Here is a 26,905-nt window from a genome sequence, read left to right as displayed (position 1 = left end):
TTGTTATTTTTTTGGTAAAGAAACGGTAAAAGTTGTTCCTTTTCCTGGTTCAGTTTCAAATGTAATCGTTCCTTTATAATTTTCGATAATATTTTTTATAATTCCTAAACCTAATCCCATGCCACTGTTTTTGGTAGTGAATTTTGGTTCAAAAATTTTCTCTCTATTGATTGCTTCAATTCCAATTCCGTTATCTGTAACTGTAATTTCTACCATCGTTTCTTTTTCTTTAACCGAAACCAAAACTACTTTTAAATCTTGTTCTTCGGGAATAGATTGACTAGCGTTTTTAACCAAATTGGTAATAATTCTAATGAGTTGTGTTCTATCTAAAACGGCAACAATTTCCTCTTTTTGACTTTTAAATTGGATAAAATCTTCGTTGAAAATATCCAAAGAAAATTCTACAACTTCAACAACATTTAATGTCTCATTTTGCTGTGCTGGCATCGAAGCAAAATTCGAAAATGCTGATGCTACCGAAGTCATGGTGTCAATTTGCTGTATCAACGTTTTGGAATAATCGTCTAATTTTTGTTTCAAATTGGGATCATTACCGTCAAATTTCCGTTGAAAACTTTGTACCGTCAAACGCATTGGTGTTAAGGGATTTTTAATTTCATGTGCTACTTGTTTTGCCATTTCGCGCCACGCTTGCTCTCGTTCACTTTGTGCTAGCATTGTCGCACTTTCTTCAAGTTTATCTACCATTTGATTGTAAGCACTAATCAACGAATTTATTTCCCGACTATTGGCTTCGATGACAATCTTTTCGTTTTTTTGGTTCAAACTTGTTTCATTGATTTTATCTGAAATGGTTTTCAACGATTTGGTAATATAACTAGAAAGGAAATAGGCCAAAGCAAAGGCAATAATCAGCATAAAAGAATAGACTTGGCTTAATCGCAAAAGAAATTGTCGTAGTTCCGTTTCATAAAAGCCGTCATCTTCTGCGTATGGAATATTTAAAATGCCAAGTGGTTTGAACTTATCGTCTTTAATTAAACTGTAGGAAGAGCGGTTCTTAACACCATCAATATTTTTTATGTCGACGTACCTTTTTTCTACTGATGATTGAACTAGCTTTAAAATGTAATTTGGAATTGGTGGCGCCACTTTATCGACAGAAAATTTGGCTTTTGAAGATTTCAATAATTTCCCTTCGAGTGAATAAATGTTGATTTCCACATTATGAATATCGGCTAATTCATGAATTTTATCTTTAAAGATGAGTTTTAGATTATCAGGCGTTAACGGATAAGTTGTGGTAGAAAGTACATAGTTGCTGTGTTCTTTTATGGCAAATTCTTTTCTATCTAATCGTTCTTGATGGTAATCTTTGGCTTCGTTTTTAAATTGAATAATCGAAATAGAAGCCATCAAAATTGAAGCAATTAATATCAATATAATCATCGATAGGAAAATCCTAATTCGAAGTGAAAGCATTGACATTTTGAAGTTTCTTAGCATTATAATTTATTTAACCACGAAGTTCAATAAGCAATCACAAAGTTCACTATTTTTCTTTGTGTTCTTGGTGCCTTCTTAGTCTTCTTTGTGGTTATTTTTTTCACGAATTCTTTTATAAAACTTGAACCCTAACATAATTAAAACCGAAAATAAAAAAATCCCGATGACTCCATAAATCCAATTGAAAGCATTTTTTAAAATTACTAAAAAAACCACAGCAAAGAGGATAATTGTCGCACCTTCATTCCATAAACGCATATAGTTTGACGAGTAGTTGAATTTATCGTTTTGCAATTGGCTGTATATTTGATGGCATTTGAAATGATATAAAAACAACGCCAAAACAAAACCTAATTTAACATGCATCCACGGCATTTGCAACCATGCTGGCATAATTATCAATAACCAAACAGCAAATACTGTTGCTAATACGGCGCTTGGCCAAGTAATGATATACCACAATCGATAGGTCATTATTTTGTACTGGTTTAATAAAATTTCTCTCTCTGGTGATGGTTTATCGTTAGCTTCAATTTGATAGACAAACAAGCGAACAATATAAAATAATCCGGCAAACCAGGTGATAACAAAGATTAAATGAAGCGATTTTATGTAATTGTAGAGTTCCATTTTTCAGTTCTCAGTTTTCAGTTCTCAGTTTTCAGTTTTCCGTCGCATCTGTTTACTGTGAATGAGACTGTAAACTAAATTAGTTATTTTTAAAATCCTTCACCCAATTCGCAACCACACCACACCATTCGTCTTCATCATTCAAACACGGAATGGCTATAAATTCTTCGCCACCATGGTGTAAAAACTCTTCATTAGCTTCCATGGCAATTTCCTCTAAAGTTTCTAAACAATCAGCAACAAATGCTGGCGTTACAACAGCTAATTTTTTAATTCCTTTATTTGGCATTTTGTTGATTTCAACATCAGTATAAGGTGTTAACCATTTATCGCCAGCCAAGCGTGATTGAAATGTTTGGCTGTATTTTCCCTCGGGAATTCCTAGGGCTTCTACCACTTGCTTGGTTGTTTCATAACATTGATGACTGTAGCAAAATTCATGTGCAGGCGATGGTGTGCTGCAACAGGTTCTGTCCATTTTGCAATGTGACTTGGTAATGTCTGTTTTTCGGATATGACGTTTTGGAATGCCGTGATAGGAAAATAATAAATGGTCGTAGTCAAATCCTTCCAAATGTTTTTTGATGGAATTGGCTAGCGCTTTGATGTAATCAGTTTTATTGTAAAAAGCAGGCACAACAGTAAACTTCATTTCGGTGAAATACTTTTGGCGTAATTCTTCAGCAAGCGCAACAATAGTTGTTGTAGATGCCATGGCATGTTGCGGATAAAGTGGTAAAAGCATTACCTCAGTTACGCCTTTGTCTTTTAACTCTTGCAACCCTTTTTGGATAGTCATCGTTCCGTAACGCATTGCTAAAGCAACAGGAATATCTACCAATTTTTGCACTTTTTTATGCATTTTTTTGGAAATGACAATCAGCGGCGAACCTTCATCGGTCCAGATTCTGCTATAGGCTTCGGCAGATTTTTTTGGTCGCGTTTGTAAAATAATACCACGAACTAACAAAGCACGTAATAAAAACGGAACGTCAATTACGTATTTATCCATTAAAAATTCATCTAAATACGGTTTAACATCTTTAGCTGTTGGACTTTCGGGTGACCCGAGATTTACTAATAATACTCCTTTCATTGTTGCAATTTTTTGTAATTTTCTTTTTCGATTTAACTGTTTTGGCTCATCGCCATCAAATATTTTTTTGGTGTTGTGGCAAATTTCTTTTTGAAAGCCGCAATAAAATGACTTCCTGTACTGTAGCCAATTTTTAATCCCACTTCATTTACATTGTATGAACCCGAGTCCAATAATTGTCGGGCGTAATCCATTTTGTAGTCAAATAAAAAACCATAAACTGTATCACCATAAATTTGTTTGAAACCCATTTTTAGTTTTTTCAAAGTCAATCCCACTTGATTGGCTAAAGCTTCTAAACTTGGTGGTTCAGCCATATTGGCAATAATAATTTCCTTTGCTTTTTTGATTTTTAACACATTTTCTTCGTCTAATAAAAACGGACATTGCTCTGCATTTGGGTCTTCATTTCTATTAAAAAATAAACTCAACAGTTCATATCCTTTGCCCTTGTAATATAAATTTTTAATTGAAGGATTTAAGTTGTAATGAAACATTTGGTTCAAAACAATTGCCATGGATGGACTGATATTACTTTCGTTATAATATTTTTTGTCTTTGTTTTCTTTGCTCAAAAACGGAATATGTTCTGCATCGGAAGTAAATAATCCATGAAATTTTTTAATAGAAACTAAAATTGTAATCAACCATGATTTTGGTGCAATTTCAACATGTAGTGGTAGTTCTTTTTCTGGATTGTAAAATAAAAGACATTTTTCTTCATTTAAATCCAAGGTATAGTTTCCATTGTTAAAAATGAATTTTGCACTTCCTTTTAAACCAAAGTGAAATTGGATTAACCCCATAGTTACAGGACTTTGGAAAGTTGAGATTTCCTCCGAATCATTTTGCAAACGAATTAGGGTAAAATCATTATCAATCGTAATTATTTCTTTTGAACCCATAGCGATATTTTTTTAAAAACGTAAAACTAAAAAACAAGCACCTTTATTTAGAATTAATCTACATAAGAACCAATAATCCACCTGAATTTAGTGCAAAATTAAAAGAAATAACGATACAAATGCGGTTGCCTTAAAAAATATCTCACAGCGACACAAAAAGTTCTTTTAGCGTTGTTTTTGTAATAACCTTAGCAATAACTTTGTCAATTCTTTGGGGAAAGTGCTAAATATGGAAAACGGAAACATTACGAAGCATACTACTTTTTATGCTGTTGGTTTAAGTTATAAAAAAGCCGACGCCGATATTAGAGGTAAGTTTAGCTTAGATGATCATTCAAAAACAACTGTTCTTGAGCAAGCTAAAAGTGAAGGCATAGAGTCGCTCATAGTTACTTCTACTTGCAATCGTACTGAAATTTATGGTTTTGCGCAACATCCTTTTCAATTAATCAAGCTACTTTGTGATAATAGCAACGGTACTGTAGAGGAATTTCAAAAGGTAGCTTACATCTATAAAAATCAAGAAGCGGTTTCCTATATGTTTCGGGTTGGAACAGGCTTAGACAGTCAAATCTTAGGTGATTTTGAAATTATTAGTCAAATTAAATCGGCTTTCGCCGAAAGTAAATCGCATAATTTAGTAAACGCATTTTTAGAACGATTAGTAAATGCGGTAATTCAAGCTAGTAAAAAAATTAAAAATGAAACCGAAATTTCCTCAGGCGCAACATCCGTTTCTTTTGCCTCGGTTCGTTATATTTTTGACAACGTAGAAGATATTGCCAATAAAAACATTTTGCTTTTCGGAACAGGAAAAATTGGACGAAATACTTGTGAAAATTTAGTAAAGCATACTAAACACGAGCAAATCACTTTAATCAATCGTACAAAAGACAAAGCCGAAAAATTGGCCAGAAAATTGGATGTTGTTGTCAAAGATTACGCCGATTTACAACTCGAAATTCGAAAAGCTGATGTATTAGTAGTAGCAACAGGAGCACAAAATCCCACAGTAGATAAAGCAATTTTGAATCTTAATAAACCATTACTGATTTTGGATTTATCTATTCCAAAAAATGTCAACGAAAATGTTAAAAATATCGAAGGCGTAACCTTAGTTCACATGGATCATTTATCACAAATGACCGACGAAACTTTAGAAAATCGCAAGAAACATATTCCAGCCGCAGAAGCCATTATCGAGGAAATAAAAGACGAATTTATAGCTTGGACTAAACAAAGAAAATTTGCCCCAACTATTCATGCGCTAAAACAAAAACTAAATACCATCAAAGAAAGCGAACTCAACGTGCAACGTAAAAAATTATCTAATTTTGACGAAGAACAAGCCGAGTTAATCAGCGCCAGAATTATACAGAAAATAACCAATCATTTTGCCAATCATTTGAAAGATGACAACACCACAGTTGATGAAAGCATAGAATGGATTGAGAAAGTTTTTCAGTTAGAAACCTCTTCTAAATAAAATGGCCAAAACAATCAGAATAGGAACTCGCGATAGCGAACTCGCACTTTGGCAAGCTAAAACAGTTGAAAAAAAACTAAACGATTTAGGATATAAAACCGAAATTATTGCTGTAAAATCGCAAGGCGATATTATTCTTGACAAGCCACTTTACGAACTTGGCATCACCGGAATTTTTACCAAAACCCTTGACATTGCCATGATTAATGGTCAAGTGGATATTGCAGTACATTCTATGAAAGATGTGCCAACCGCATTGCCACAAGGAATTATCCAAGCAGCAGTTTTAGAAAGAGCCAATGTTTTGGATATTTTAGTTCACAAAGGGAATACTGATTTTCTAGAAAAAGAAGCTACAGTTGCAACAGGAAGTTTACGGCGTCAAGCGCAATGGTGGAATAAATACCCTAATCATACTGTGGTTGATTTACGTGGAAACGTGAACACCAGAATGCAAAAACTAAACGATAACCACTGGAATGGAGCCGTTTTTGCCGCAGCAGGATTGGAAAGAATTAATTTAAAACCCGAAAATTTTATCAGTTTAGATTGGATGATTCCAGCGCCAGCACAAGGTGCAATGGTAGTTTTGGCAATGGGAAATGATAATTATACTATAGATGCTGTTGCTCAATTAAATGATATAGAAACCGAAATTTGCACCTCTATCGAAAGACAATTTTTAAAAACTCTAGAAGGCGGATGTACAGCACCAATTGGAGCTTTAGCAAAATATAATGAAAATGACGACACCATAAATTTAAAAGGTGTTTTACTATCAATTGACGGCAAACAAAAGTTAGAAATTGAAAAAACAGTTGACATTTCTGAATGGAAAAAAATTGGGTTCAATTGTGCGCAAGAAATTTTAAACAATGGCGGAATAGCATTGATGGCAGAAATTAAAAAGGTATTAAAAAAATAAATTTTTATAATTTTTAACCTGTGTTCCAAAATCAATGACGAAACAAATCAACATAGTATCAACCAAAAAGCTTTTACCCAATCAAAAGCAACTTTTACTTGATAGAGATTTTGTTGTAATTGAGGAAGATTTTATCGCAACTAAAATCAAAAATTTTGAGTTATCAAAAATCAATGATAATTTAATTTTTACTAGTCAAAATGCCGTTCAAAGTGTTTTACAAAATCCAAACTGTAGCGAATTAAAAAGCAAAAATGTTTTTTGCATTGGATTAAAAACCAAGAAGCTTTTGGCAGAAAACGGATTTAACGTCATAGCTTACACAGGTTATGCAGCAGATTTGGCAGAGATTATTTCGTTGATTTACAACAAAGAAAGCTACACTTTTTTCAGTGGAAATTTACGCCGTGATATATTGCCAAATACATTAAAAGAAAACGGAATAGCATTCAACGAAATCGAAGTTTATGAAACCAGCATCACTTCTAAAAAAGTTACTAGTAAGGTAGATGGAATATTGTTTTTCAGTCCATCAGCAGTTGAAAGTTATTTGAAATTAAACACAATAAAAAATGAATTTTGTTTCTGTATCGGTGATACTACCGCCGAAACATTAGAAAAAAATAATATAAATAATATCATTATTGCAGAAAAGCCATCGGTTGAAAACGTCCTCGAAGCCGTAATTTATTATTTTTAAAAAAATTAAAAATGAAGAAAAGTATTTATTTATTATTCTTATTTGGAAGCATCGCTTATTCGCAAGTGACTTTGAGAGTTACACAAATTCCAAATAATACGCCACAAAACGCAACAATTTGTATGCCTTCTAGTTTAAACAATTGGGATGCTGCAGGCAGTGCATTGCAAAATTTAGGAAACGGACAATATCAAATAGAAATACCTGAAGCAATTGGAACGGTGAGTTATAAATTTACTCGTGGAAGTTGGGCAAACGTTGAAGGAAATGCAAACGGAGGATTTTTACCTAATAGAAGTTTCACGTTCACAGGAAACCCTCAAACAATTAATCTAACAATACAAAGTTGGGAAGATATAGGCGCATCTACAAGTACTGCTGCAAGCAATGTATCTATCCTAAGCACTTCTTTTTTCATGCCACAGCTCAATAGATCGCGCAAAATATGGTTGTATCTTCCACCAGATTATTATACTTCCACTAAAACATATCCAGTAATTTACATGCAAGACGGTCAAAACATTTTTGATAATGCCACGTCATTTTCGGGTGAATGGCAAGTAGATGAAACGTTGAATACATTATTTCAACAAGGAAATTATGGTGCTATTGTAGTTGGAATTGATAATGGCGGTACAGAAAGGTTAAACGAATATTCTCCTTGGAACAATCCTGCTTATGGCGGAGGACAAGGCGACTTATATAGCCAGTTCATTGCTGAAACGTTAAAACCTTACATTGATTCTAACTATAGAACAAAACCGCAACCTCAATTTAATGCTTTGATGGGAAGTTCAATGGGAGCATTGATATCGTCATACATTGGTGCAAAATATCCAAATCTTTTTCAAAAAATTGGAAATTTTAGCGCGGCATATTGGTTTGCAAAACCGCAGTTGTTAAATTTTATTGCTACTAATACACAAAACTACTCCAATTCTAGAATGTATTTTGTTGCAGGTTCAAACGAGTCTGCTACTATGGTAACAAATAACAATGAGGTCAAAGATGCTTTTCAAAACAAACAGTTAGCTACAGCAAACACATTAACTAAATACGATAGTTATGGAACTCATACAGAAAGTTATTGGCGAGGCGAATTTGGAGCAGCTTATCTATGGCTTTTTCAAAACGAAACTTTAGCGAACACTTCTTTTCAAAATGACAACGTAATCATTTATAAAACCTTATCAAATCAACTTTTTGTGGAAGGATTAACTACTAGTCAAGAAGTTTTTATCTATTCGATTGATGGCAAAATGGTCGATAAAATTACATTAAATAATGGCTACAATACGTTGAACAATGAATTGCAAAAAGGCATTTATTTCATTAAAAATGCTTCTTTAATTAAAAAAATACTATTATAAAAATGATAAAAAACGATCTATTCCTTCGCGCCTTAAATAACGAAACCGTAGAACGTCCACCAGTTTGGATGATGCGTCAAGCCGGAAGATATTTACCAGAATTCAGAGCATTGCGAGACAAATACGATTTTTTCACTCGTTGCGAAACACCGGAGTTGGCTGCCGAAATTACAGTTCAACCTATCCGAATTGTAAAACCAGATGCTGCTATTTTATTTTCAGATATTTTAGTAGTTCCTCGTGCTATGGGAATTCATGTGGAGTTAAAAGACAATTTGGGACCAATAATTCCAAATCCAATTCGAACCATGGAACAAGTAAACCAAGTTTTTGTTCCAGATGTAAACGAAACGTTGGGCTATGTTTTTGACGCTATTAAATTAACCAAAGAAATGTTGAACGATGAAGTGCCGTTGATTGGTTTTGCAGGTTCGCCTTGGACAATTTTCTGTTACGCAGTAGAAGGAAAAGGTTCCAAAAGTTTTGATACAGCCAAAGGATTTTGTTTCTCCAATCCAGTGGCAGCACATACATTATTACAAAAAATCACAGATACCACGATTTTATATCTAAAGGAAAAAGTAAAAGCAGGTGTCAATGCCGTTCAAATTTTTGATTCTTGGGGCGGAATGCTTTCGCCAGTTGATTATCAAGAATTTTCATGGCAGTACATTAACCAAATAGTAGAAGCATTAGCTGAAGATACCAAAGTGATTGTTTTTGGAAAAGGATGTTGGTTTGCCTTAAATGATATGGCAAAATCCAAAGCATCAGCACTTGGAGTAGATTGGACATGTTCAGCCAGAAATGCTCGTTATTTAACAGGTGGAAAAATCACACTGCAAGGAAATTTCGATCCAAGCCGATTACTTTCGCCAATTCCAACCATCAAAAAAATGGTACACGAAATGATAGACGAATTCGGAAAAGACAACTATATCGTAAACCTTGGCCACGGAATTTTACCAAATATTCCTGTTGATCATGCAAAGGCTTTTATTGAAGCTGTGAAGGAGTATCAAAAGTAAGTTTAGTTATCCTGCAAGGTTTTCAAAACCTTGTAGGTATAAGTAAAACACCAATTAAAAAATGAAATTAGAGTCACTAGAAAAAAACTTTTTTGATAATCCTGCAAGGTTTTCAAAACCTTGTAGGTATAAGTAAAACACTAAGTAAAAATGAAATTAGAGTCACTAGAAAAAAATCATTACTACCATATTTTCAACAGAGGAATAAATGGTTGTACTATTTTTAACAGTAACGAAAACAAAGCCTTTTTCTTAAAACAATTGGATAAATATACAAACGATAAAGTTTCATTTTTTGCCTATTGTTTGATGGACAATCATTTTCATTTTGTTGTAAGAATTGACGAAGATGAAAAACAAGTAACACAACTATTTTCAAATTTTTTTAACTCTTATGTTAAAGCTTTTAACAAACAAAACAATAGAACAGGAAGTCTTTTTGAGAAACATTTTAAAAGAATTCGATTAAAGAATGAGGAATATTTGAGAAGCTTAATAGTATATGTTCATTTAAACCCAACGCATCATTTAGGCTTGGATTTTGAAGAATACAAATTTTCCTCCTATCAAGCTATACTATCAAGTAAAGAAAGTAAGATTAAAAAAAACGAAGTAATGCAGTTGTTTGATGACAAAGAAAATTTTATTTTTTATCATAAACAAAGAAAAGACAAGTTAACCGAAGAGTACACTTTTGAATAAAACAGTAATACCTACAAGGTTTTAAAAACCTTGCAGGAAACATCAATATGAAAAATAAATTCCTTTCCTATATCCAAAACCATTCTGCGGAAAATCAATTCTTTCCTGCGGAAATTAATTTTTGGTCGAAGGAATCTAATTTTCAATCGGCGGAAAGTAATTTTGAACTAACGGAAAATAAATTCAAACCGACGGAAACTCAATTTTGGTTCACGGAAACCAATTTCTACCCGACGGAAAATAACTTCGTATCGGCGGAAATTAATTTATTGCCTGCGGAAGAACATTTTTATTCGGCGGAAACTAATTTCGCATCGGCGGAAACCCTATAAACACTGACATTTGAAATGAAAGACAAATTCCTAAAATACATCCAAAACCTCCAAAACCAAATCACTTCCAAACTAGAAGAAGTCGATGGCGTTGCCAAATTCCGTGAAGACAATTGGGAACGTCCAGAAGGCGGTGGCGGAAGAACGCGAGTTATCGAAAACGGAAATGTTTTTGAAAAAGGCGGCGTAAACATCTCAGCAGTTCACGGAAAATTACCCGATTCTATGCAAAAGTTATTCAACGTTGGTGAAGCTGATTTTTTTGCCTGCGGATTGAGTTTGGTAATTCATCCTAAAAGTCCGATGGTGCCAACGGTTCATGCCAATTGGAGATATTTTGAAATGTACGATGATAACGGAAACGTAATCAATTCTTGGTTTGGTGGCGGACAAGATTTAACACCATATTATTTATTTGAAGAAGACGGAAAGCATTTTCATCAAACGTGTAAAACCGCTTGCGATAAACACTCCCGACGCTTCGGGACAGAGTTTTATCCAAAATATAAAAAACAATGCGATACCTATTTTTGGAACGCTCACAGAAATGAAGCTCGTGGACTTGGCGGATTATTCTTCGATTATTGCAAAGAAACGGAAGAAATGTCAATGGAAGATTGGTACAATTTCGTCACCGAAGTCGGCAACAGTTTTCTAGAAGCCTATGTTCCAATTGTAGAAAAAAGAAAAAATTTAGAATACACAGCCGCACAACGTATGTGGCAAGAAATCCGTCGTGGTCGTTACGTAGAATTCAATTTAGTGCACGACAAAGGAACTTTATTCGGACTAAAAACCAACGGACGAATTGAAAGCATATTAATGTCTTTGCCACCACATGTACAATGGGTTTACGACCATCATCCAGAAGTTGGTAGCGAAGAAGAAAAATTAATTAAAGTATTAGAAAATCCAATTGAATGGGTTTAAGCGCAAAGTTAAAACAACTTTAAACCTTAGACTTTTAAACAATTTAAACAAAATAGTATGTTTCCATTACAAAGAAATCGTCGTTTAAGAGTAAACGAATCCATAAGAAGTTTAGTTCGCGAAACTACATTAAGTCCAAGCGATTTTATGTTTCCAATGTTCATCGCAGAAGGCGAAAATTACAAAGTTGAAATCCCATCAATGCCTGGAATTTTCCGTCGTTCAATAGATTTAACTGTCGAAGAAGTTAAAGAACTTTTCACTTTAGGAATTCGCGCTGTAAACATTTATGTAAAAGTCGATGAAAGCCTAAAAGACAACACCGGAAAAGAAGCTTGGAATCCCAACGGATTGATGCAACGCGCCATCAAAGCAATAAAAACCGCTTGCCCAGAAATGATTGTAATGCCAGATGTTGCTCTTGATCCATATTCCATTTACGGCCACGACGGAATTATTGAAAACGGCGATATCGCCAACGATGCAACCAATGAAGCTTTAGTAAAAATGGCTGTTTCTCACGCACAAGCTGGTGCCGATTTTGTAGCACCAAGCGACATGATGGACGGAAGAGTTTTGCGTTTGCGTCAAGGTCTAGACGCTGCGGGATTTCCAAATGTTGGAATTATGAGCTATTCTGCTAAATACGCTTCGGCATTTTACGGACCATTTCGCGATGCTTTAGATAGCGCGCCAAGAGAAGCCGACGTTGTCGTTCCAAAAGATAAAAAAACCTACCAAATGGATTACGCCAACCGCATCGAAGCTATAAAAGAAGCGTTAATGGATGTAGAAGAAGGCGCCGATATGGTCATGGTAAAACCAGGAATTGCTTATCTTGACATCGTTCGCGAAGTCAAAAACGCTGTGAATGTTCCCGTTACCGTTTTCCATGTTTCGGGCGAATATGCCATGATAAAAGCCGCTTCCGAAAGAGGTTGGCTCGACCATGACAAAATCATGATGGAACAATTAATGTGCATCAAACGCGCTGGAGCAAGCCTAATATCGACTTATTTTGCCAAAGAAGCCGCCATTTTGTTAAACAAAAAATAGGAGCGAATCGTTCGGGATTTATCAGTAATCCATTTTCCTGCTGCCTTTCCAAAGCTCGCCAAAAAAGGCGAGGCTTTTCCCTTGCATCAGGGCTAAAAAGTAAAAGAATTGAATTTTTATAAACATGAAAAAATACCTACTAATCGCTTTAATTACAACATTGGTGTCGTGTAAAAAAGAAACAGAAACCAATTTAGACCAGCCAAAACACGATGAAACTTCGGTTACAGTTTCGGGCGAAGAATTATTTTCAGGCAAAGGAACTTGTACAGCTTGTCATTTACCCGACCAAAAAGTAATTGGTCCAAGCATTACCGAAATTGCCAAAATTTATAAAGAAAAAAACGCCAGCATTGTTTCTTTCCTAAAAGAAGAAGCCGAACCCATCGTTGATCCAAGCCAATATGAAGTAATGAAAGCTAACTTCGCCATCACCAAGCAAATGAGTGATGAAGAACTAAAAGCATTGGAAGAGTATATGTTAAGTTTTGCAAAATAAATCTTTGCGAACCTTGCGCCTTCTTCGTGTACTTTGTGGTAAAAAAATTTTATAGGATGAAAACCTGCTTTATCAATTTACCACTTGGAATTACCAAAATCGTCGGCGATGAAAACGGCATTGCAGAAATAGCCATTTTATCAGAAGGTAACCTTTCCAAAACAATTCCACTAGAATTACAAGAAGCAGTGGCACAACTAAGCGACTATTTTGATGGAAAACGTCAAGACTTCAACTTAAAATTAAACCCAAAAGGAACCGATTTTCAGCAAAAGGTTTGGCAAGAATTACTCCAAATTCCTTTTGGTAAAACCATTTCATATCTCGATTTATCCAAAAAACTCGGTGATGTAAAAGCCATACGTGCTGTTGCTTCTGCTAATGGCAAAAATCCACTTTGGATTGTTGTTCCGTGTCATCGCGTAATTGGAACTGATGGTTCGCTTACAGGATATGCTGGAGGTTTGTGGCGCAAAAAATGGTTGCTAGAACACGAAAAGCCATCAATCCAACAATCATTATTTTAAAAATTTTCTTTCATAATTCAAATAGATTTCCTAATTTTCACTCATTAGTTTTAAAATTAATAGCCATGATTGAAAAAATAAATCTCAACAATATTCTTTTTCTAGACATAGAAACTGTTCCACAAGAGGAAAATTTTAATAGTTTAGATAATGAATTAAAAGAACTTTGGGAACAAAAAACCCAATATCAGCGAAGAGAAGATTTCACTCCTGAAGAGTTTTATGATCGAGCCGGAATTTGGGCTGAATTTGGAAAAATCATCTGTATTTCTGCGGGTTATTTTGTCAATAAAAGTGATATTCGAAACTTTAGGGTAACTTCCTTTTTTGGCGATGAAAAAAAGATTTTAAAGGACTTCTCTAATTTGTTGGATAATTATTTTAATCTAGCACAGCATGTTTTGTGTGGTCATAATGCCAAAGAATTTGATATTCCGTTCATCGCCCGAAGAATGATTATTAATCAAATTGCTATCCCACAAAAACTGAATTTATTTGGAAAAAAGCCATGGGAAATCCCGCATTTGGACACACTAGAGTTATGGAAATTTGGTGATTATAAGCACTTCACTTCTTTAAAATTGCTTACAAAAATTTTAGATATTCCATCCTCAAAAGGTGATATCGATGGCAGTCAAGTTGCTACTGTTTATTATGTTGAAAAAGATATAGACCGCATCGTAACCTATTGTGAAAAAGATGTTATTGCGGTGGCGCAAATATTCTTGAGATTACGACGAGAAGACTTATTAGTTGAAGATGAAATCATCCACGTATAAAAAAAGAGGTCAACTGACCTCTTTTTTTAGTTTCTTTTTAAAACAATTTTCTTAGTAATAGAACCTTGATTGTTTCCTATGTTGACCAAATATATTCCGTCTTGTAAATCTTGAATTTCGAAACTGGTATCTACCTGGTTTGTTTCTTTAGATAAAATTTGTCTTCCTTGAATATCAAATAATCTAATAGTTGCTGTTTCAGATAAAGATGGGATCGTTACGTTAACAATACCTTTACTTGGGTTTGGATAAACACTACTTTTTAAGATGGGGTTTGTCACCACATTTAAAGCTTGTTCAACCCTACACAAATTAATACTAAAATTGTCAATTGTTCCACCATCTTCATTAAAAGGGTCAACAACTCTAAGTGTCCACACACCATCAGCAGGCAAAGAATTTAATGAACTTAATGCTTCAAGTGGCGCAATATTTCCGGAGATAGCTGGTATTCCTGAACACAGTGGTGCGTCACCACTGTCATCTAGAATACAGTTAATATTTCTATTGTTATCACAAGGATTTTCGAATAATTTGATAACTGGACTTCCAATGGAAGCAGGTCCGACCAAAGAAACTATTAAATCACCAATCCATGTGTGAGTAATTCCTAAATTCACATTCATATCGCCGATAGTAAATCCGCCGGAAATTGTTAATGGTACCGAAGCTTCTGAATTCGGAACTACTTCAATAACATTATCAGAATAATCAGTGGCAGTAAAGGTTAAATTACAAACTAAAGTTCCAGTCTCAAAGGAGTAAACTGTCGCGTTGCTAGGAATAGCTGTTCCACAATTATTTTCGGGAATTACTCGCCAGTAATATCTTGTCGCTTGTGATAATCCGTCGATGTCAAATTGTAATTCGTTTATTTGATTATCGACTAAAAGAGGCGAAAAATTTGGAGATAAAGATACTTGAACTCTATAGCTTAATGCATTAGGTTGGTTCGTCCATCTTAGTCTTGTGCTAGTTGATAAACCAGATAAACCATCGGCAGGAGATTGAAGAGCAACAGGCTGAAAGTTGCCGTTAAAAATTCGTAAGGATTTAAATCTCGTTTCTGTTTCTGTCGAACTTGTTCCTCTTATTCCAACAAAATATTCATTAGGAACTACATTTCCTAAATTCGATATAGTCATGGTAACTGTACCGTTAGAATTTCTTGATGAAGGGGAAAATGTGGCAGTAGCTCCTGTTGGCAAATCTACAGCGCTAAAAGTTGTAGTCCCGCTACCTGTTTGCACATAATTGAAAGTATATACAGCGTCCTGATTTGAACAAACTGTTAAATTATCTGAAGTGGAGTTAATGGAAAAAGAAGAGCTTAAACCGGTCACAACTAAGGAGTATTTTTGACTACCTGTAACCAAACTACCTTTGTGTTTTATGGTGATAGTATATGGACCAGCAGCAGGATTGTCTATTTTCACTTGTTCTACATTATCAGCATTATTGTCTCCATTCCTAACAGCAGGACTAGTTGGATCTGTTGTTAGTCTCCATGGATTAAATATGCTTGTGCCTCTTGTAATTCTAATATCTAGATCGTTTACCAATACTCGTCGCGGATTATTTGGTATTGTTATATCAGTAGTTATCTCTCCTGGTAAATCAGTCCATGTTATTGACGCAATTAATGGCGCTGTACCACTCGCATTTACAGTCATAGTATACGTTTGGTTATTATCTAAATTTTCTTCTGATACCCAAGAAGACAAACCATTATTACTGATAGTTTCAGCAGCAAACTTTGTGTTTAATAAACCCCAACCAAAAACAGGATCAGGTCCAATTTGTCCCGCATCATCTGCGGTGTGACATGCTAATCCTTTAAGCGTAGCAGCGCGCATAAAGTTATTAGTCAAATTTTTATAGTGTTGTTGTAAGAGTAGCAAGCTACCAGCGACGTTAGGAGCAGACATTGATGTGCCAGTTGCTTGACCAGTTGCGGTATTAGATGCATTACTTGTTGAAGTTAAATTTGTACCATTACCAGTAATATCTGGTTTTATTCTAAAATCATCTGTTGGACCTTGACTGCTGGAGTCGTTTATAGTTATTGTTCCAGTAACTACTCCATTAGTACCAACAGTAACATCAAGACAGTTGGCAACAGTTAAATTATTTTTTGCTCCTTTTTCCCCTGTAAGTTTATCAAAACCAAAACCTATTGGATCTGTATTGTTTTCGTTTGTTCCTTCATTACCAGCTGACATTACTGCAAGGAAATAAGGTGCATTATATGCCGCTTCATCCCATTCAAAAGACTCATTAAAGTAACCGCCAATATACCATGATGGTAATGTTACGCCCTGACCATTAGTTACAGGGACTCCATAAGAATGATTTGAAACTAGCATTCCTAATTGTGCTTCGGCATAAATCTCGCCTAAATCATTTGTCCAATTAAATGTTCTTGCATTGGCTTCTGGCGCCATTCCTTTCACCGTAGCCGGATTCGCGCTTGCAACCATCGTTCCTGTAACGTGCGTTGCATGGAATATTGATGCGCTGCCAGGGTCATCAACAACCTGAACTCTTCCACCAAAAGCATTGTGGGTTGTTCGTACATTTCCGCCATCCCAAACTCTAGCAGTCATGCCTTGGCCATTTAAGTTCAAGCCAAGTGAACCACCGCTATTCAGATGGTTTACCCTTGTAGCTCGTGCAGCGGCAACATTATCAGTTGTGTAATAAATAGGAATACCTTGTGGAGATATTCTCATTAACTCAGAAATAACGCCATCAGGAGTTTCAACACGAATAGGCCAGTTTTTTTGTAATGCTACAGCGATTGCTTTTTGCTTATCTGCTAATGATTTATTTTTAAAGTAAATCTCTTTTTCTTTAAGTTTAGCTAAATCATAGTTAGCGGTAATCTTTTTCACATCATCTTGGTTTTGCGCAGAAATCCCAAAACTTAAAAATGAAAATGCAAAAAGAAATAGTACATTTTTTTTCATTATGGTTTCAAATAGTTGGTTATAATTTTCAATAATTCACAAATATATAAATACTGTAATAATGTTGACATTTTATTAACAGTTTATTGCTTTATTTTATAATTTGTTTAGCCTATAAAAGACTTTGATGTGATTTTTCAATTGTTATTTTAATTTTATACGGCAGATAGTTAAAAAAAATTGTTTTTATCAAACTTTGATAAATAGTATATTTACCAAAAAACAAATTATGGTTTTAAGTAGATTTTGGCTTGTTATTTTCATTTCATCAATTGGTTTTGTTCTTTTTAGCTTGTTTTCAGGAAATAGCTATACCATAGATAATATCTTGAATGGCAAGAAAGACGATGCAATACTTATTTCAGAAAAGTATCTTCATGAAATTCCAAAATTTATCCAAGACAGTATCGCAAATAGTGATGAGCAAACTTTTATAATTAATCGCACTACTGCAAATCCTGATACAACTTATGTGTATAAAAATAAAACGGTAAAAATATATAGTGGTGTTCAAAAATCAGATGGCTTATTGCCAACCTGCAAAAACACATTGCTAGACTTGATTTTACCACTTATCGCTTATTTGGCTTTTTTCTGTGGCTTAATGGAACTTTTAATCATTTCTGGAGCGTCAGATAAATTAGCAAAAGTATTGAGTCCAGTTTTTGTAAAAGTGTTTCCAAGTATTCCCAAAAATCACCCTTCAATTTCCTATATGACTTTAAACTTTTCAGCAAATTTCTTAGGATTGGATTCGGCGGCTACTCCATTTGGATTAAAGGCAATGCAGAGTTTACAAGAAATAAATCCCGATAAAGACAAAGCAAGTGATGCGCAAATAATGTTTATGTGTCTGCATGCTTCTGGACTTACTTTAATAGCCACTTCAATCATTGGTTATCGAGCCGCTGCAGGTGCTGAAAATCCAGCAGATGTTATGTTGCCGTGTATTATTACCTCATTTATTGGTACAATTGCCGCTTTTTTGATAGTTGGATTGAAACAAAAAATTAATTTCAAAAGCGCCTCTTTAGTTGTTGGATTGATGGTTTTAATTGCTGCAATTATTGGACTGTTGATGTACGTCAACCATTTAGATTTAATAGGCAAAAACTATTTTACCACGAATCTTTCAGCCTTGATATTAGTAGGGATTATTATTTTTACTTTGATTTTTTCATTTTTTAAAGAGAAAAAATTTGGAGAAGCAAATACTACAGTTTACGAAGCCTTTGTGGCTGGCGCCAATAATGGAGTAAAAACTGGAGTCACTATTTTTCCATACGTTCTAGGAATGTTAGTGGCAATTTCCTTGTTTCGTAATAGTGGTTTATTTGAAATTATTAGTAATTGGATTGCTTTTGCTTTCTCAAATATGGGAGTAAGTAAAGAAATCACCGATGCTTTGCCAGTTGCATTACTTAGACCTTTTAGCTCTGCAGGATCACGCGGGTTTTTGATTGATTCGATGAATACTTTTGGCGCCGATTCTATGACAGGAAGATTAAGTAGTATTTTTCAATGTAGCGCCGAAAGCACTTTTTATGTGATTGCTGTTTACTTTGGGTCAGTTAATATAAAAAATACCCGATACGCTTTGGGAACGATGCTACTCGTGGATGTGATTTGCGTGATTACAGCGATTTTTGTGGCAAGATGGTTTTTTTAATTAAAAGTTATAGTGAGACAATTTTTAAAATTAATCAATCACTTTGTTGGTAATAGTATGATGTGGATTTATCATGGAGGTAAAAAATCCATTGATGAGGTTGCAGAAAAAGATAATTCAACATTAGGCTTTATAATTATACTAATTTTACTCCTAGTGACTTTGGGTTTTGAAAATAATTAATAAGATAAGGAATAATTCTAATGTCGTTCACCGAAACCTTTACCGATTTTTATAACCATGTTAAAACTAGTTTAGCTGACGGGACTTTTGCCAAATTAACCCTAGCGAAAACTATTGGAAATACTGATTTGATGAATATTTATGTTCGTCCTATAGTGGAAGAAGGCATTTTAAAATTGGAACTTAAATATAAATTTCAACAAGAAGAACAAGTTGAAATCCATACTATTGATAACGCTAGAGATGTTTTGGTGAATTATATAAATAATCCGTTTTTGTCTGCAATTTTATTTACAGCACAATTCGATTTAATATATAAACTGAATAAAAAACGAGCTGTAAACATTACGGAACAAGTAAATACTTTTGAAAATGCTTCGGAAATTTTGCTAGAATATCTTAATCAATAACCATCTCCGGAATTTCTCCTTCAATAATTAAATCCGCTTCGGTGGAAGCAATGATATGTTCAACTGAAACTCCTGGTGCGCGCTCTATTAGTTTAAATCCTTTTGGAGTGATTTCAAGTACAGCTAATTCGGTCACTACTTTTTTAACACATCCAACACCTGTTAACGGTAAGCTACATTTTTTTAAAATCTTGCTCTCGCCAGCTTTGTTCACATGCATCATGGCTACGATAATATTTTCTGCCGAAGCTACTAAATCCATCGCGCCGCCCATTCCTTTTACCATTTTTCCTGGAATTTTCCAATTGGCAATATCGCCGTTTTCGGAAACTTCCATCGCGCCAAGAATAGTTAAATCTACTTTCTGACTTCTAATCATACCAAAACTAAATGCCGAATCGAAAAAACTGGCTCCAGGTAAAGTAGTTATAGTTTGTTTTCCTGCGTTGATAATATCGGCATCTTCTTCACCTTCAAAAGGGAATGGTCCCATTCCGAGGACTCCATTTTCACTTTGAAATTCAACTGAAATATCGTTACGAACATAGTTGGCCACTAAGGTTGGAATTCCTATTCCAAGATTAACATAATAACCATCTTTTACTTCTTTGGCTATTCGTTTTGCAATGTCATTTTTATCTAAAGCCATGATTATTCTCTTTTTCTGGTAGTTCGTTGCTCAATTCTTTTCTCAAATTTCTCTCCTTTAAATATGCGTTGCACCATGATGCCTGGAATGTGAATTTCATTTGGATCTAGTGAACCAACAGGTAATAGTTCTTCTACTTCGGCAATGGTGATTTTTCCAGCGCCAGCCATACAAGCGTTAAAATTTCGAGCTGTTCCTTTGAAAATAAGGTTTCCTGCTTCGTCACCTTTCCATGCTTTTACAATAGAAAAATCAGCTTTGTAGGCCAATTCCATGATGTGCATTTTGCCGTTGAATTCACGAGATTCTTTCCCTTCGGCCACTTCGGTTCCAAAACCTGCAGGCGTAAAGAAAGCTGGAATTCCAGCTTGTGCAGCGCGACATTTTTCGGCCAATGTTCCTTGAGGTGTTAATTCTACATCCAATTCGCTCGAAAGCATTTGACGTTCGAATTCAGCATTTTCTCCTACGTAGGATGAAATCATTTTTTTGATTTGTCTTTTTTGGAGCAATAAGCCCAATCCAAAATCATCAACACCAGCATTATTTGAAATACAGGTTAGACCTGTTGTTCCTTTTTTCACCAATTCGGCAATACTATTTTCGGGAATTCCACAAAGTCCAAATCCACCTAGCATGATAGTCATGTTGTCTTCTATGCCTTGTAATGCTTCTTGAACGGAATTTAATTTTTTGTTTATCATATTCTTTTTTTTAGCCCTGATGGTAGCGACATCCTTTTGTCTCGTTTTTTAGAGACAAAAGATATAGCGTACAGCAGGAATCAGCTCCAAATTTATAATCCAAATTCTTCTGTATTTTGTTCTTCTTCAATAGGAACTGCGGTTGAGTCTGCTATGGTATCTCGTTTTCGCTCGTAGCAATCTACTTTTATAGATAGATTATCTGGTCTTTGGAATGGGTCTTTAGAAACCTGTAAATCTGGATCTTCATAACATTTTTTCATCATATAACCCCAGATTGGAAGTGCTGCGGTTGCGCCTTGACCATAAGTTATACCTTTGAAACGTGCTGAACGATCTTCGCAGCCTACCCAAACGCCAGTTACAAGATTTGGAACCATTCCGATAAACCATCCATCAGATTGATTTTGAGAAGTTCCGGTTTTCCCCGCAATAGGATTTGTAAACATGTAAGGATAACCCGTCCAACGGTTGTCGCCACTTCCACCACCTTGAGTTCGTAATCTAACACCTGAACCAGATTCGGTTACACCTTCTAATAATTTAATTACTGCATAAGCAATATCTTTGTTCAACACATCGTGCGATTCTGGAACAGGTTCATAGAGCACAACACCGTTTTTATCTTCAATTCTGCTGATAAATTGTGGTTTGATATACACACCTTGATTGGCAAATGTACTATAGGCAGCAACCATATCTTCAACAGTAATATCAACAGCACCTAATGCTATCGAAGGTTGAATAGGAATTTCAGAATTTACGCCGAGTTTTTCGGTCATCGTAACAACAGCTTCCGGACCAGTTTTGTCAATTAATTTTGCCGAAACCGTATTGATTGAAAGTGCCAAAGCACGTTTTAAAGTAACCATTCCTCTATATTGTCTATCAGAGTTTTTAGGTTCCCAATCTTCTGTTACATTATGTTTTCCTTTATGTATCATGAACGGACTGTCAATAATAGTGTCACAAGGCGACATTCCTAGTTGTTCGATAGCTGTGGCGTAAACAAAAGGTTTGAAAGTCGAACCAACTTGACGCGCGCCTTGACCAACGTGATCATATTGAAAATATTTGTAGTCAATTCCTCCAACCCAAGCTTTGATGTGTCCTGTTTGTGGTTCCATTGACATTAATCCGGCTTGCAGGAAATGTTTATAATATCTGATAGAGTCTAAAGGTGTCATTAAAGTATCGATTTCACCTTTCCATGAAAAAATTTTCATTTTGGTTTTTACGCCAAAAGAAGCTATTATTTCTTCATCTGATTTTTCTAAATCTTTTAGAACTCTCCATCGCTCTGAATTTTTCATTGCTTTGTCGATAATAGTTTTTGTCTCGGCATCAGTGATATTGACAAACGGTGCGTTCTTGTTGGTTTTTTGTTCATTGAAAAACTCTTGTTGTAAATTTTTCATGTGAGCTTGAACTGCTTCTTCTGCATGCTCTTGAATTTTAGAGTCTATGGTTGTGTAAATTTTCAATCCATCGCTATAAATATCGTAATCGCTACCATCAGATTTTTTATTTTCTTTAGCCCAATTTTTCATGTATTCTCGAAGATATTCTCTGAAATAAGTAGCCGTCCCTTCTTTGTGGCTTTCGGGACGAAAGTTCAAAATTATTGGTTTTTGTTCTAGAGTATCTTTTGCCTGTTCGCTAAGCGCACCGTTTCTCACCATTTGACCTAAAACGGTATTGCGTCGTAATCGAACTTTTTCAAGTCGTCTTAAAGGGTTGTATAGCGAAGGATTTTTTAACATTCCTACAAACATGGCGGCTTCATCAATAGTTAAATCTCTTGGTTCTTTTCCAAAATAAACTTTAGCTGCAGAACGTATTCCGACAGCCGTATTGACGAAATCGGCTTTGTTGAGGTACATAGAAATGATTTCGTTTTTAGTATATTGTCTTTCAAGTTTGATAGCAATGATCCATTCCTTTACTTTTTGAATAATACGAAAAGGTTTAAAACTTGACCCTTCACCATGAAATAATAATTTAGCTAATTGTTGGGTTAACGTACTTGCACCACCATCTGACCCGAGTTTTAACGCCGCGCCCAAAGTTCTTCGGGCATCAATTCCTGAATGCTCGTAAAAGCGCTCATCTTCTGTAGCTACTAATGCTTTTACAATACTTGGTGGTAAATCTTCAAATTTTATTGGGGTTCTGTTTTCGTTGTAGAATTTACCTATAGTAACGCCATCAGAAGAAATAACTTCAGTAGCCAAATTTGACTCTGGATTTTCTAAATCTTCAAAGGAAGGCATGCTACCGAAAAATCCCCATGAAGCTAAGGTGAAAAATAAAATCATGACACCAAATCCATACAAAAATAACTTCCAAAATTTCTTTTTGTAATAAGAGATGTCTTTGATGGTGGTATTGTTTTTTTGTGCCATACTATTTATTCTACAGATTCTATTCTAAAACCTACATCTGAAACACCATCTAGTGATGAAACGCCAGCTATTTTTCCTGTTTGTCGCACTGCGTGTTTGATGTGAATTTTATATATTCCTTTTTGAGTGAAGCTTACTTTATCTTTATAAAATAGTTTACTTTCCTTAATGTCTGTAAAACCTTCTCCAAGAAGTGTGCCGTCAGGATTGGTCATTTGGTATTCTAGCGTATCAACTTTTATTTTTTTATTGGGTTGTTCCAACGAAACGATTAAGAACAAATTGTTAAAGGGATAGTCATCATTATTTCTAATATTGACATATAAATTATAGGTTTTTTTCGCCTCTAATTTTGGTAACTCAAAAGAAATAATACTGTCTTTATGCCACGAATTTCCAACAGATTTATACTCGTCAAATACTCTTTCTTTATCACAAGAAATGACCAATAAACACAGACAAATAATAATGAAACTATTTTTTATCTTCATTTTTTTTAAAAATTATAGGTCTTTTATCTTTAGGCTTTTGATTTTGTATTTTATTTGGCTCTGTGTTTTGATTTTGAACTTTCGCTTTGTTTTTATTTCTGTTTTTACTTTTACTTTTTCTAGGTTGATCAAAACGAGTTAAACTTTCTTGACCCATTGCATTATTGAAATCTTTTTCAGGTTGTGCAGCAATTTCAAGGGCGAAATCTTCTAGTGAACTTACTTTTATCCCTTGTTTATTTTGCGTAATAATTTCACGAACTTGTTCTATTTTCAAAACGTGCCAATTGGCAAAATTATCGAAATAGGCAAACCACATTAGTCCTTTAAAAATATCTTGCTTTTGACAAACGGCATCACCTTTTTCTGTTTTTAATTTGGTTTCAAAATCGGGAAAACCTTTTAACGCATCAAGGTAAGTGTCTAATTCGTAGTTTAAACAACACTTTAATTTTCCGCATTGACCGGCAAGTTTTTGAGGATTAAGCGATAATTGTTGGTATCGTGCAGCAGAAGTGTTAACACTTCTAAAATCAGTTAACCATGTTGAACAGCATAATTCTCTTCCACACGAACCAATTCCACCAAGGCGCGAGGCTTCTTGACGGAAACCAACTTGTTTCATCTCAATTCTAGTATTGAATTCACGTGCGTAATCTTTTATCAATAGTCGAAAATCAACCCTATCGTTTGCCGTGTAATAAAATGTAACTTTTGAACCGTCACCTTGAAACTCAATATCGGAAATTTTCATTTCAAGTTTGTGTGCAATCGCCAACTCACGTGCTTTCACCTTCATTTTTTCTTCCTTGTCGCGAGACTCGCTCCAAATGTCAATGTCTCTTTGCGAAGCTTTTCGGTATATTTTTGGAATTTCGTTGCTAGTGTGATTGACTCCCTTTTTCTTCATTTGAATTTTTACCAATTCGCCTGTAAGAGTAACAATTCCAACATCATGACCAGGAGAAGCTTCTGTAGCAACAATGTCTCCGATACTTAAAGTAAGCTTCTCGGTATTGCGATAAAATTCTTTTCTGCCGTTTTTAAAACGCACTTCAACACAGTCAAAAGGAGTTTCGCCATTGGGTAAACTCATGTTGGCTAACCAGTCGAAAACCGTTAATTTGTTGCAGCTATCGGTGCCGCAAGTCCCATTATTTTTGCAACCTTTTGGCGCACTACCATCAGATGTTGAACAACTTTGACAAGCCATAATTATATATAAGGTGTTGCTTATTGCAACTTATAATTCATAAAACGATTAATTGGTAAAGATAGTATTTTTAAAAAATAAATTCCAATTAAATAAAATTCAAATTCCAATATTCAAATTCCAAATTCCAAGATGTTATTCTAAAATTTTGTATACTTTATCGGATAATCGAATTCTAAAAGGCACTTTTAAAGTAACTTTATCGCCACCTTTTGCTGTTGAACTGTCGTTACCATTAACTAGCATTTTCTCTAAAATTAATTCCTGATTTCCAGTTGTTGGTCCAGAAATTAAAATTGTATCGCCTGTCTTTAATTCGTTATTTTCAATTACAAAAAGTCCAACTTGCGCTTTTACATAATAATGTTGTACTTTACCAAGAAGCACTTTTTTGTCGCGACGCTTCAAGGTAATCTTTTGACGAATATCATTGGAATTCTGCACTTTTGCTAAAGCGATATCCGAAAGTTCACCTGAGAGCTTAAATTTCAAATTTTCTGATTTTCCTTTGCGGAACACTTTATTTCCAACTTGTTTTCCGCGACGTAACTTTACTTGATCGGCCAAAGGTAAATGCGTAGTTTCTAGACATTCGGTTGAACAACAATTTTCCATAGTTGCTTTGCATTCGTCACATTGAATGAAGAGTAAATGACAACCATCGTTCAAACAATTGGTGTGATTGTCGCAAGGTTTTCCACATTGATGACATTGTGAAACGATATCGTCTGTAATTCTTTCGCCTAATCGATGGTCGAAAACGAAGTTCTTTCCTATGAATTTACTTTCGATGTTTTCTTCCTTAATTTGCTTGGCATAATTGATGATTCCGCCTTCTAATTGGAATACATTTTTAAAACCTTGGTGTTTAAAATACGCGGAAGCTTTTTCACAACGAATTCCTCCTGTGCAATACATCACGAGATTTTTATCTTCTTTAAAATCTTTTAATTGCTCGTTTATAATTGGTAAACTTTCACGAAAAGTCTCCACATCAGGGGTAATGGCACCTTTAAAATGACCAATTTCACTTTCGTAATGATTTCTAAAATCGACTACAATCGTGTTTGGATCTTCTAAAATTTCGTTGAATTCTTTTGCTTTTAAATGCACGCCAATGTTGGTTACATCAAAAGTTTCATCGTTCAAACCGTCGGCTACAATTTTGTCTCGAACTTTTACGGTCAATTTCAAAAAAGAATGGTCGTCATGTTCAACGGCTACATTTAATCGAATGCCTCGCATGAAGTCATAAACTTCTAAAGTTTCGCGAAAAGCTTCCATGTTTTCGGCAGGAATACTCATTTGAGCATTAATTCCTTCTTTGGCTACATACGTTCGACCAAGAGCATCGAGTTTATTCCATTGGATAAATAAATCATCGCGAAATTTTTTGGGATCTTCAATTTTGGCATACGCATAGAAAGATAATGTAAGACGTTGTTTTCCGGCTTCATCAATTAATTGGGCTCTTTCTTCTGCGCTTAAGGTGTTATACAGTTGCATGCTATAAACGTTTTTAGCGTCGCACTTTAGTGCGTTGTTACAGAAATATGTTTTGAATTCTAAATGGAAGAATTTGTAGGCAAATGTATCACTATAAAATAATTAAAAAAAGTAGGGTAAAAAAAATGTTAATTGTTTAATTAGAACCCGTTGGGTGTAATTATTTGAAGTAAAATAAATTGATTAGATATTGGTCAAGATACTGAAATGCAGTATCTTGAAGTCGTAAAACAAACAATATCTATGTCAAATATAGTAAAAAAATATTTAA

At 34.7% G+C, this 26,905-nt stretch carries 26 protein-coding genes; 15 read left to right on the top strand and 11 right to left on the bottom strand.

From position 1 onward, the window contains the following. Window positions 1-3 precede the first annotated feature (3 nt). The 4 genes from WFZ85_RS02265 to WFZ85_RS02250 all read right to left on the bottom strand — a co-directional run bounded on the left by WFZ85_RS02265 (window position 4) and on the right by WFZ85_RS02250 (window position 4,101). Window positions 4-1,470 carry a sensor histidine kinase gene (locus WFZ85_RS02265; RefSeq protein WP_342694665.1) on the bottom strand — a complete coding sequence of 489 codons (1,467 nt, stop codon included), beginning with the start codon at window positions 1,468-1,470 and terminating at the stop codon, window positions 4-6. A gap of 75 nt (window positions 1,471-1,545) precedes the next feature. Continuing rightward, on the bottom strand, window positions 1,546-2,100 hold the full coding sequence (locus WFZ85_RS02260; protein WP_342694664.1) for a CopD family protein: 555 nt from the start codon (window positions 2,098-2,100) through the stop codon (window positions 1,546-1,548). 79 nt (window positions 2,101-2,179) lie between these two features. Continuing rightward, window positions 2,180-3,196 carry a ferrochelatase gene (gene hemH, locus WFZ85_RS02255; RefSeq protein WP_342694663.1) on the bottom strand — a complete coding sequence of 339 codons (1,017 nt, stop codon included), beginning with the start codon at window positions 3,194-3,196 and terminating at the stop codon, window positions 2,180-2,182. 32 nt (window positions 3,197-3,228) lie between these two features. After that, window positions 3,229-4,101, bottom strand: coding sequence for a helix-turn-helix transcriptional regulator (locus tag WFZ85_RS02250; protein ID WP_342694662.1), 873 nt, complete (start codon window positions 4,099-4,101; stop codon window positions 3,229-3,231). A gap of 229 nt (window positions 4,102-4,330) precedes the next feature. On the opposite strand from WFZ85_RS02250, the gene hemA reads away from it, so the two are divergent. From hemA to WFZ85_RS02190, 12 genes are all read left to right on the top strand, one after another. Next, window positions 4,331-5,587, top strand: a complete 1,257-nt coding sequence (hemA, locus tag WFZ85_RS02245) for a glutamyl-tRNA reductase (RefSeq protein ID WP_342694661.1) — start codon at window positions 4,331-4,333, stop codon at window positions 5,585-5,587. Window position 5,588: 1 nt separating this feature from the next. Beyond that, a complete protein-coding gene (hemC, locus tag WFZ85_RS02240; protein ID WP_342694660.1) occupies window positions 5,589-6,512 on the top strand; it encodes a hydroxymethylbilane synthase in 924 nt (307 codons plus the stop codon). Window positions 6,513-6,546: 34 nt separating this feature from the next. Continuing rightward, window positions 6,547-7,212: a uroporphyrinogen-III synthase gene (locus WFZ85_RS02235; protein ID WP_342694659.1), complete on the top strand. Its 666-nt coding sequence runs from the start codon at window positions 6,547-6,549 to the stop codon at window positions 7,210-7,212. 11 nt (window positions 7,213-7,223) lie between these two features. Then, on the top strand, window positions 7,224-8,582 hold the full coding sequence (locus WFZ85_RS02230) for an alpha/beta hydrolase-fold protein (protein WP_342694658.1): 1,359 nt from the start codon (window positions 7,224-7,226) through the stop codon (window positions 8,580-8,582). Window positions 8,583-8,584: 2 nt separating this feature from the next. Beyond that, window positions 8,585-9,610, top strand: coding sequence for a uroporphyrinogen decarboxylase (gene hemE, locus WFZ85_RS02225; protein WP_342694657.1), 1,026 nt, complete (start codon window positions 8,585-8,587; stop codon window positions 9,608-9,610). A gap of 150 nt (window positions 9,611-9,760) precedes the next feature. Beyond that, entirely contained in the window at window positions 9,761-10,312 is a 552-nt protein-coding gene (locus WFZ85_RS02220) for a hypothetical protein (RefSeq protein ID WP_342694656.1), read from the top strand. 47 nt (window positions 10,313-10,359) lie between these two features. Beyond that, entirely contained in the window at window positions 10,360-10,644 is a 285-nt protein-coding gene (locus WFZ85_RS02215) for a hypothetical protein (RefSeq protein ID WP_342694655.1), read from the top strand. Between the two features lie 15 nt (window positions 10,645-10,659). Next, window positions 10,660-11,574 carry an oxygen-dependent coproporphyrinogen oxidase gene (hemF, locus tag WFZ85_RS02210; RefSeq protein WP_342694654.1) on the top strand — a complete coding sequence of 305 codons (915 nt, stop codon included), beginning with the start codon at window positions 10,660-10,662 and terminating at the stop codon, window positions 11,572-11,574. A 57-nt stretch (window positions 11,575-11,631) separates the two neighbouring features. Further along, complete coding sequence (hemB, locus tag WFZ85_RS02205) at window positions 11,632-12,630, top strand: porphobilinogen synthase (RefSeq protein WP_342694653.1); 999 nt, start codon at window positions 11,632-11,634, stop codon at window positions 12,628-12,630. Window positions 12,631-12,754: 124 nt separating this feature from the next. Beyond that, entirely contained in the window at window positions 12,755-13,129 is a 375-nt protein-coding gene (locus WFZ85_RS02200; protein ID WP_342694652.1) for a c-type cytochrome, read from the top strand. A gap of 56 nt (window positions 13,130-13,185) precedes the next feature. Next, window positions 13,186-13,656, top strand: a complete 471-nt coding sequence (locus WFZ85_RS02195) for a methylated-DNA--[protein]-cysteine S-methyltransferase (RefSeq protein WP_342694651.1) — start codon at window positions 13,186-13,188, stop codon at window positions 13,654-13,656. A gap of 65 nt (window positions 13,657-13,721) precedes the next feature. Beyond that, the gene (locus WFZ85_RS02190) at window positions 13,722-14,435 is read left to right on the top strand and encodes a 3'-5' exonuclease (RefSeq protein WP_342694871.1); all 714 of its coding nucleotides are present in this window, start codon (window positions 13,722-13,724) and stop codon (window positions 14,433-14,435) included. A gap of 26 nt (window positions 14,436-14,461) precedes the next feature. Here WFZ85_RS02190 and WFZ85_RS02185 read toward each other — a convergent pair whose 3' ends face one another. Next, window positions 14,462-17,404 carry a S8 family serine peptidase gene (locus tag WFZ85_RS02185; protein WP_342694650.1) on the bottom strand — a complete coding sequence of 981 codons (2,943 nt, stop codon included), beginning with the start codon at window positions 17,402-17,404 and terminating at the stop codon, window positions 14,462-14,464. 229 nt (window positions 17,405-17,633) lie between these two features. Here WFZ85_RS02185 and WFZ85_RS02180 point away from each other — a divergent pair, with 229 nt between their 5' ends. From WFZ85_RS02180 to WFZ85_RS02170, 3 genes are read left to right on the top strand one after another with little or no spacing between them, the layout of a single operon-like run. Continuing rightward, window positions 17,634-19,073 (top strand): nucleoside recognition domain-containing protein, encoded by a 1,440-nt coding sequence (locus WFZ85_RS02180; RefSeq protein WP_342694649.1) that lies wholly within the window; start codon window positions 17,634-17,636, stop codon window positions 19,071-19,073. 12 nt (window positions 19,074-19,085) lie between these two features. Then, window positions 19,086-19,256, top strand: a complete 171-nt coding sequence (locus WFZ85_RS02175) for a hypothetical protein (protein ID WP_342694648.1) — start codon at window positions 19,086-19,088, stop codon at window positions 19,254-19,256. A 20-nt stretch (window positions 19,257-19,276) separates the two neighbouring features. Then, on the top strand, window positions 19,277-19,666 hold the full coding sequence (locus WFZ85_RS02170; protein WP_342694647.1) for a hypothetical protein: 390 nt from the start codon (window positions 19,277-19,279) through the stop codon (window positions 19,664-19,666). Here WFZ85_RS02170 and WFZ85_RS02165 read toward each other — a convergent pair. The 6 genes from WFZ85_RS02165 to trhO all read right to left on the bottom strand — a co-directional run bounded on the left by WFZ85_RS02165 (window position 19,656) and on the right by trhO (window position 26,634). Next, a complete protein-coding gene (locus WFZ85_RS02165) occupies window positions 19,656-20,315 on the bottom strand; it encodes a CoA transferase subunit B (protein WP_342694646.1) in 660 nt (219 codons plus the stop codon). The two genes, WFZ85_RS02170 and WFZ85_RS02165, sit on opposite strands and share 11 nt — an antisense overlap. 2 nt (window positions 20,316-20,317) lie before the next feature. Then, window positions 20,318-21,019: a CoA transferase subunit A gene (locus WFZ85_RS02160; protein ID WP_342694645.1), complete on the bottom strand. Its 702-nt coding sequence runs from the start codon at window positions 21,017-21,019 to the stop codon at window positions 20,318-20,320. Window positions 21,020-21,111: 92 nt separating this feature from the next. After that, a complete protein-coding gene (locus WFZ85_RS02155; RefSeq protein ID WP_342694644.1) occupies window positions 21,112-23,424 on the bottom strand; it encodes a penicillin-binding protein 1A in 2,313 nt (770 codons plus the stop codon). Between the two features lie 5 nt (window positions 23,425-23,429). Beyond that, window positions 23,430-23,915 carry a gliding motility lipoprotein GldH gene (locus WFZ85_RS02150; protein ID WP_342694643.1) on the bottom strand — a complete coding sequence of 162 codons (486 nt, stop codon included), beginning with the start codon at window positions 23,913-23,915 and terminating at the stop codon, window positions 23,430-23,432. Beyond that, window positions 23,899-25,128, bottom strand: coding sequence for a PSP1 domain-containing protein (locus WFZ85_RS02145; protein WP_342694642.1), 1,230 nt, complete (start codon window positions 25,126-25,128; stop codon window positions 23,899-23,901). Before WFZ85_RS02145 ends, WFZ85_RS02150 begins: the two co-directional genes overlap by 17 nt. A 135-nt stretch (window positions 25,129-25,263) precedes the next feature. Continuing rightward, complete coding sequence (gene trhO, locus WFZ85_RS02140; RefSeq protein ID WP_342694641.1) at window positions 25,264-26,634, bottom strand: oxygen-dependent tRNA uridine(34) hydroxylase TrhO; 1,371 nt, start codon at window positions 26,632-26,634, stop codon at window positions 25,264-25,266. Window positions 26,635-26,905 lie beyond the last annotated feature (271 nt).

Origin of the sequence: Flavobacterium aureirubrum, from assembly GCF_038739835.1 — a bacterium.
GTDB lineage: Bacteria > Bacteroidota > Bacteroidia > Flavobacteriales > Flavobacteriaceae > Flavobacterium > Flavobacterium aureirubrum.
The sequence above is the reverse complement of the archived record's forward strand: the minus strand, read 5'-3'. Positions and strand labels throughout refer to the sequence as shown.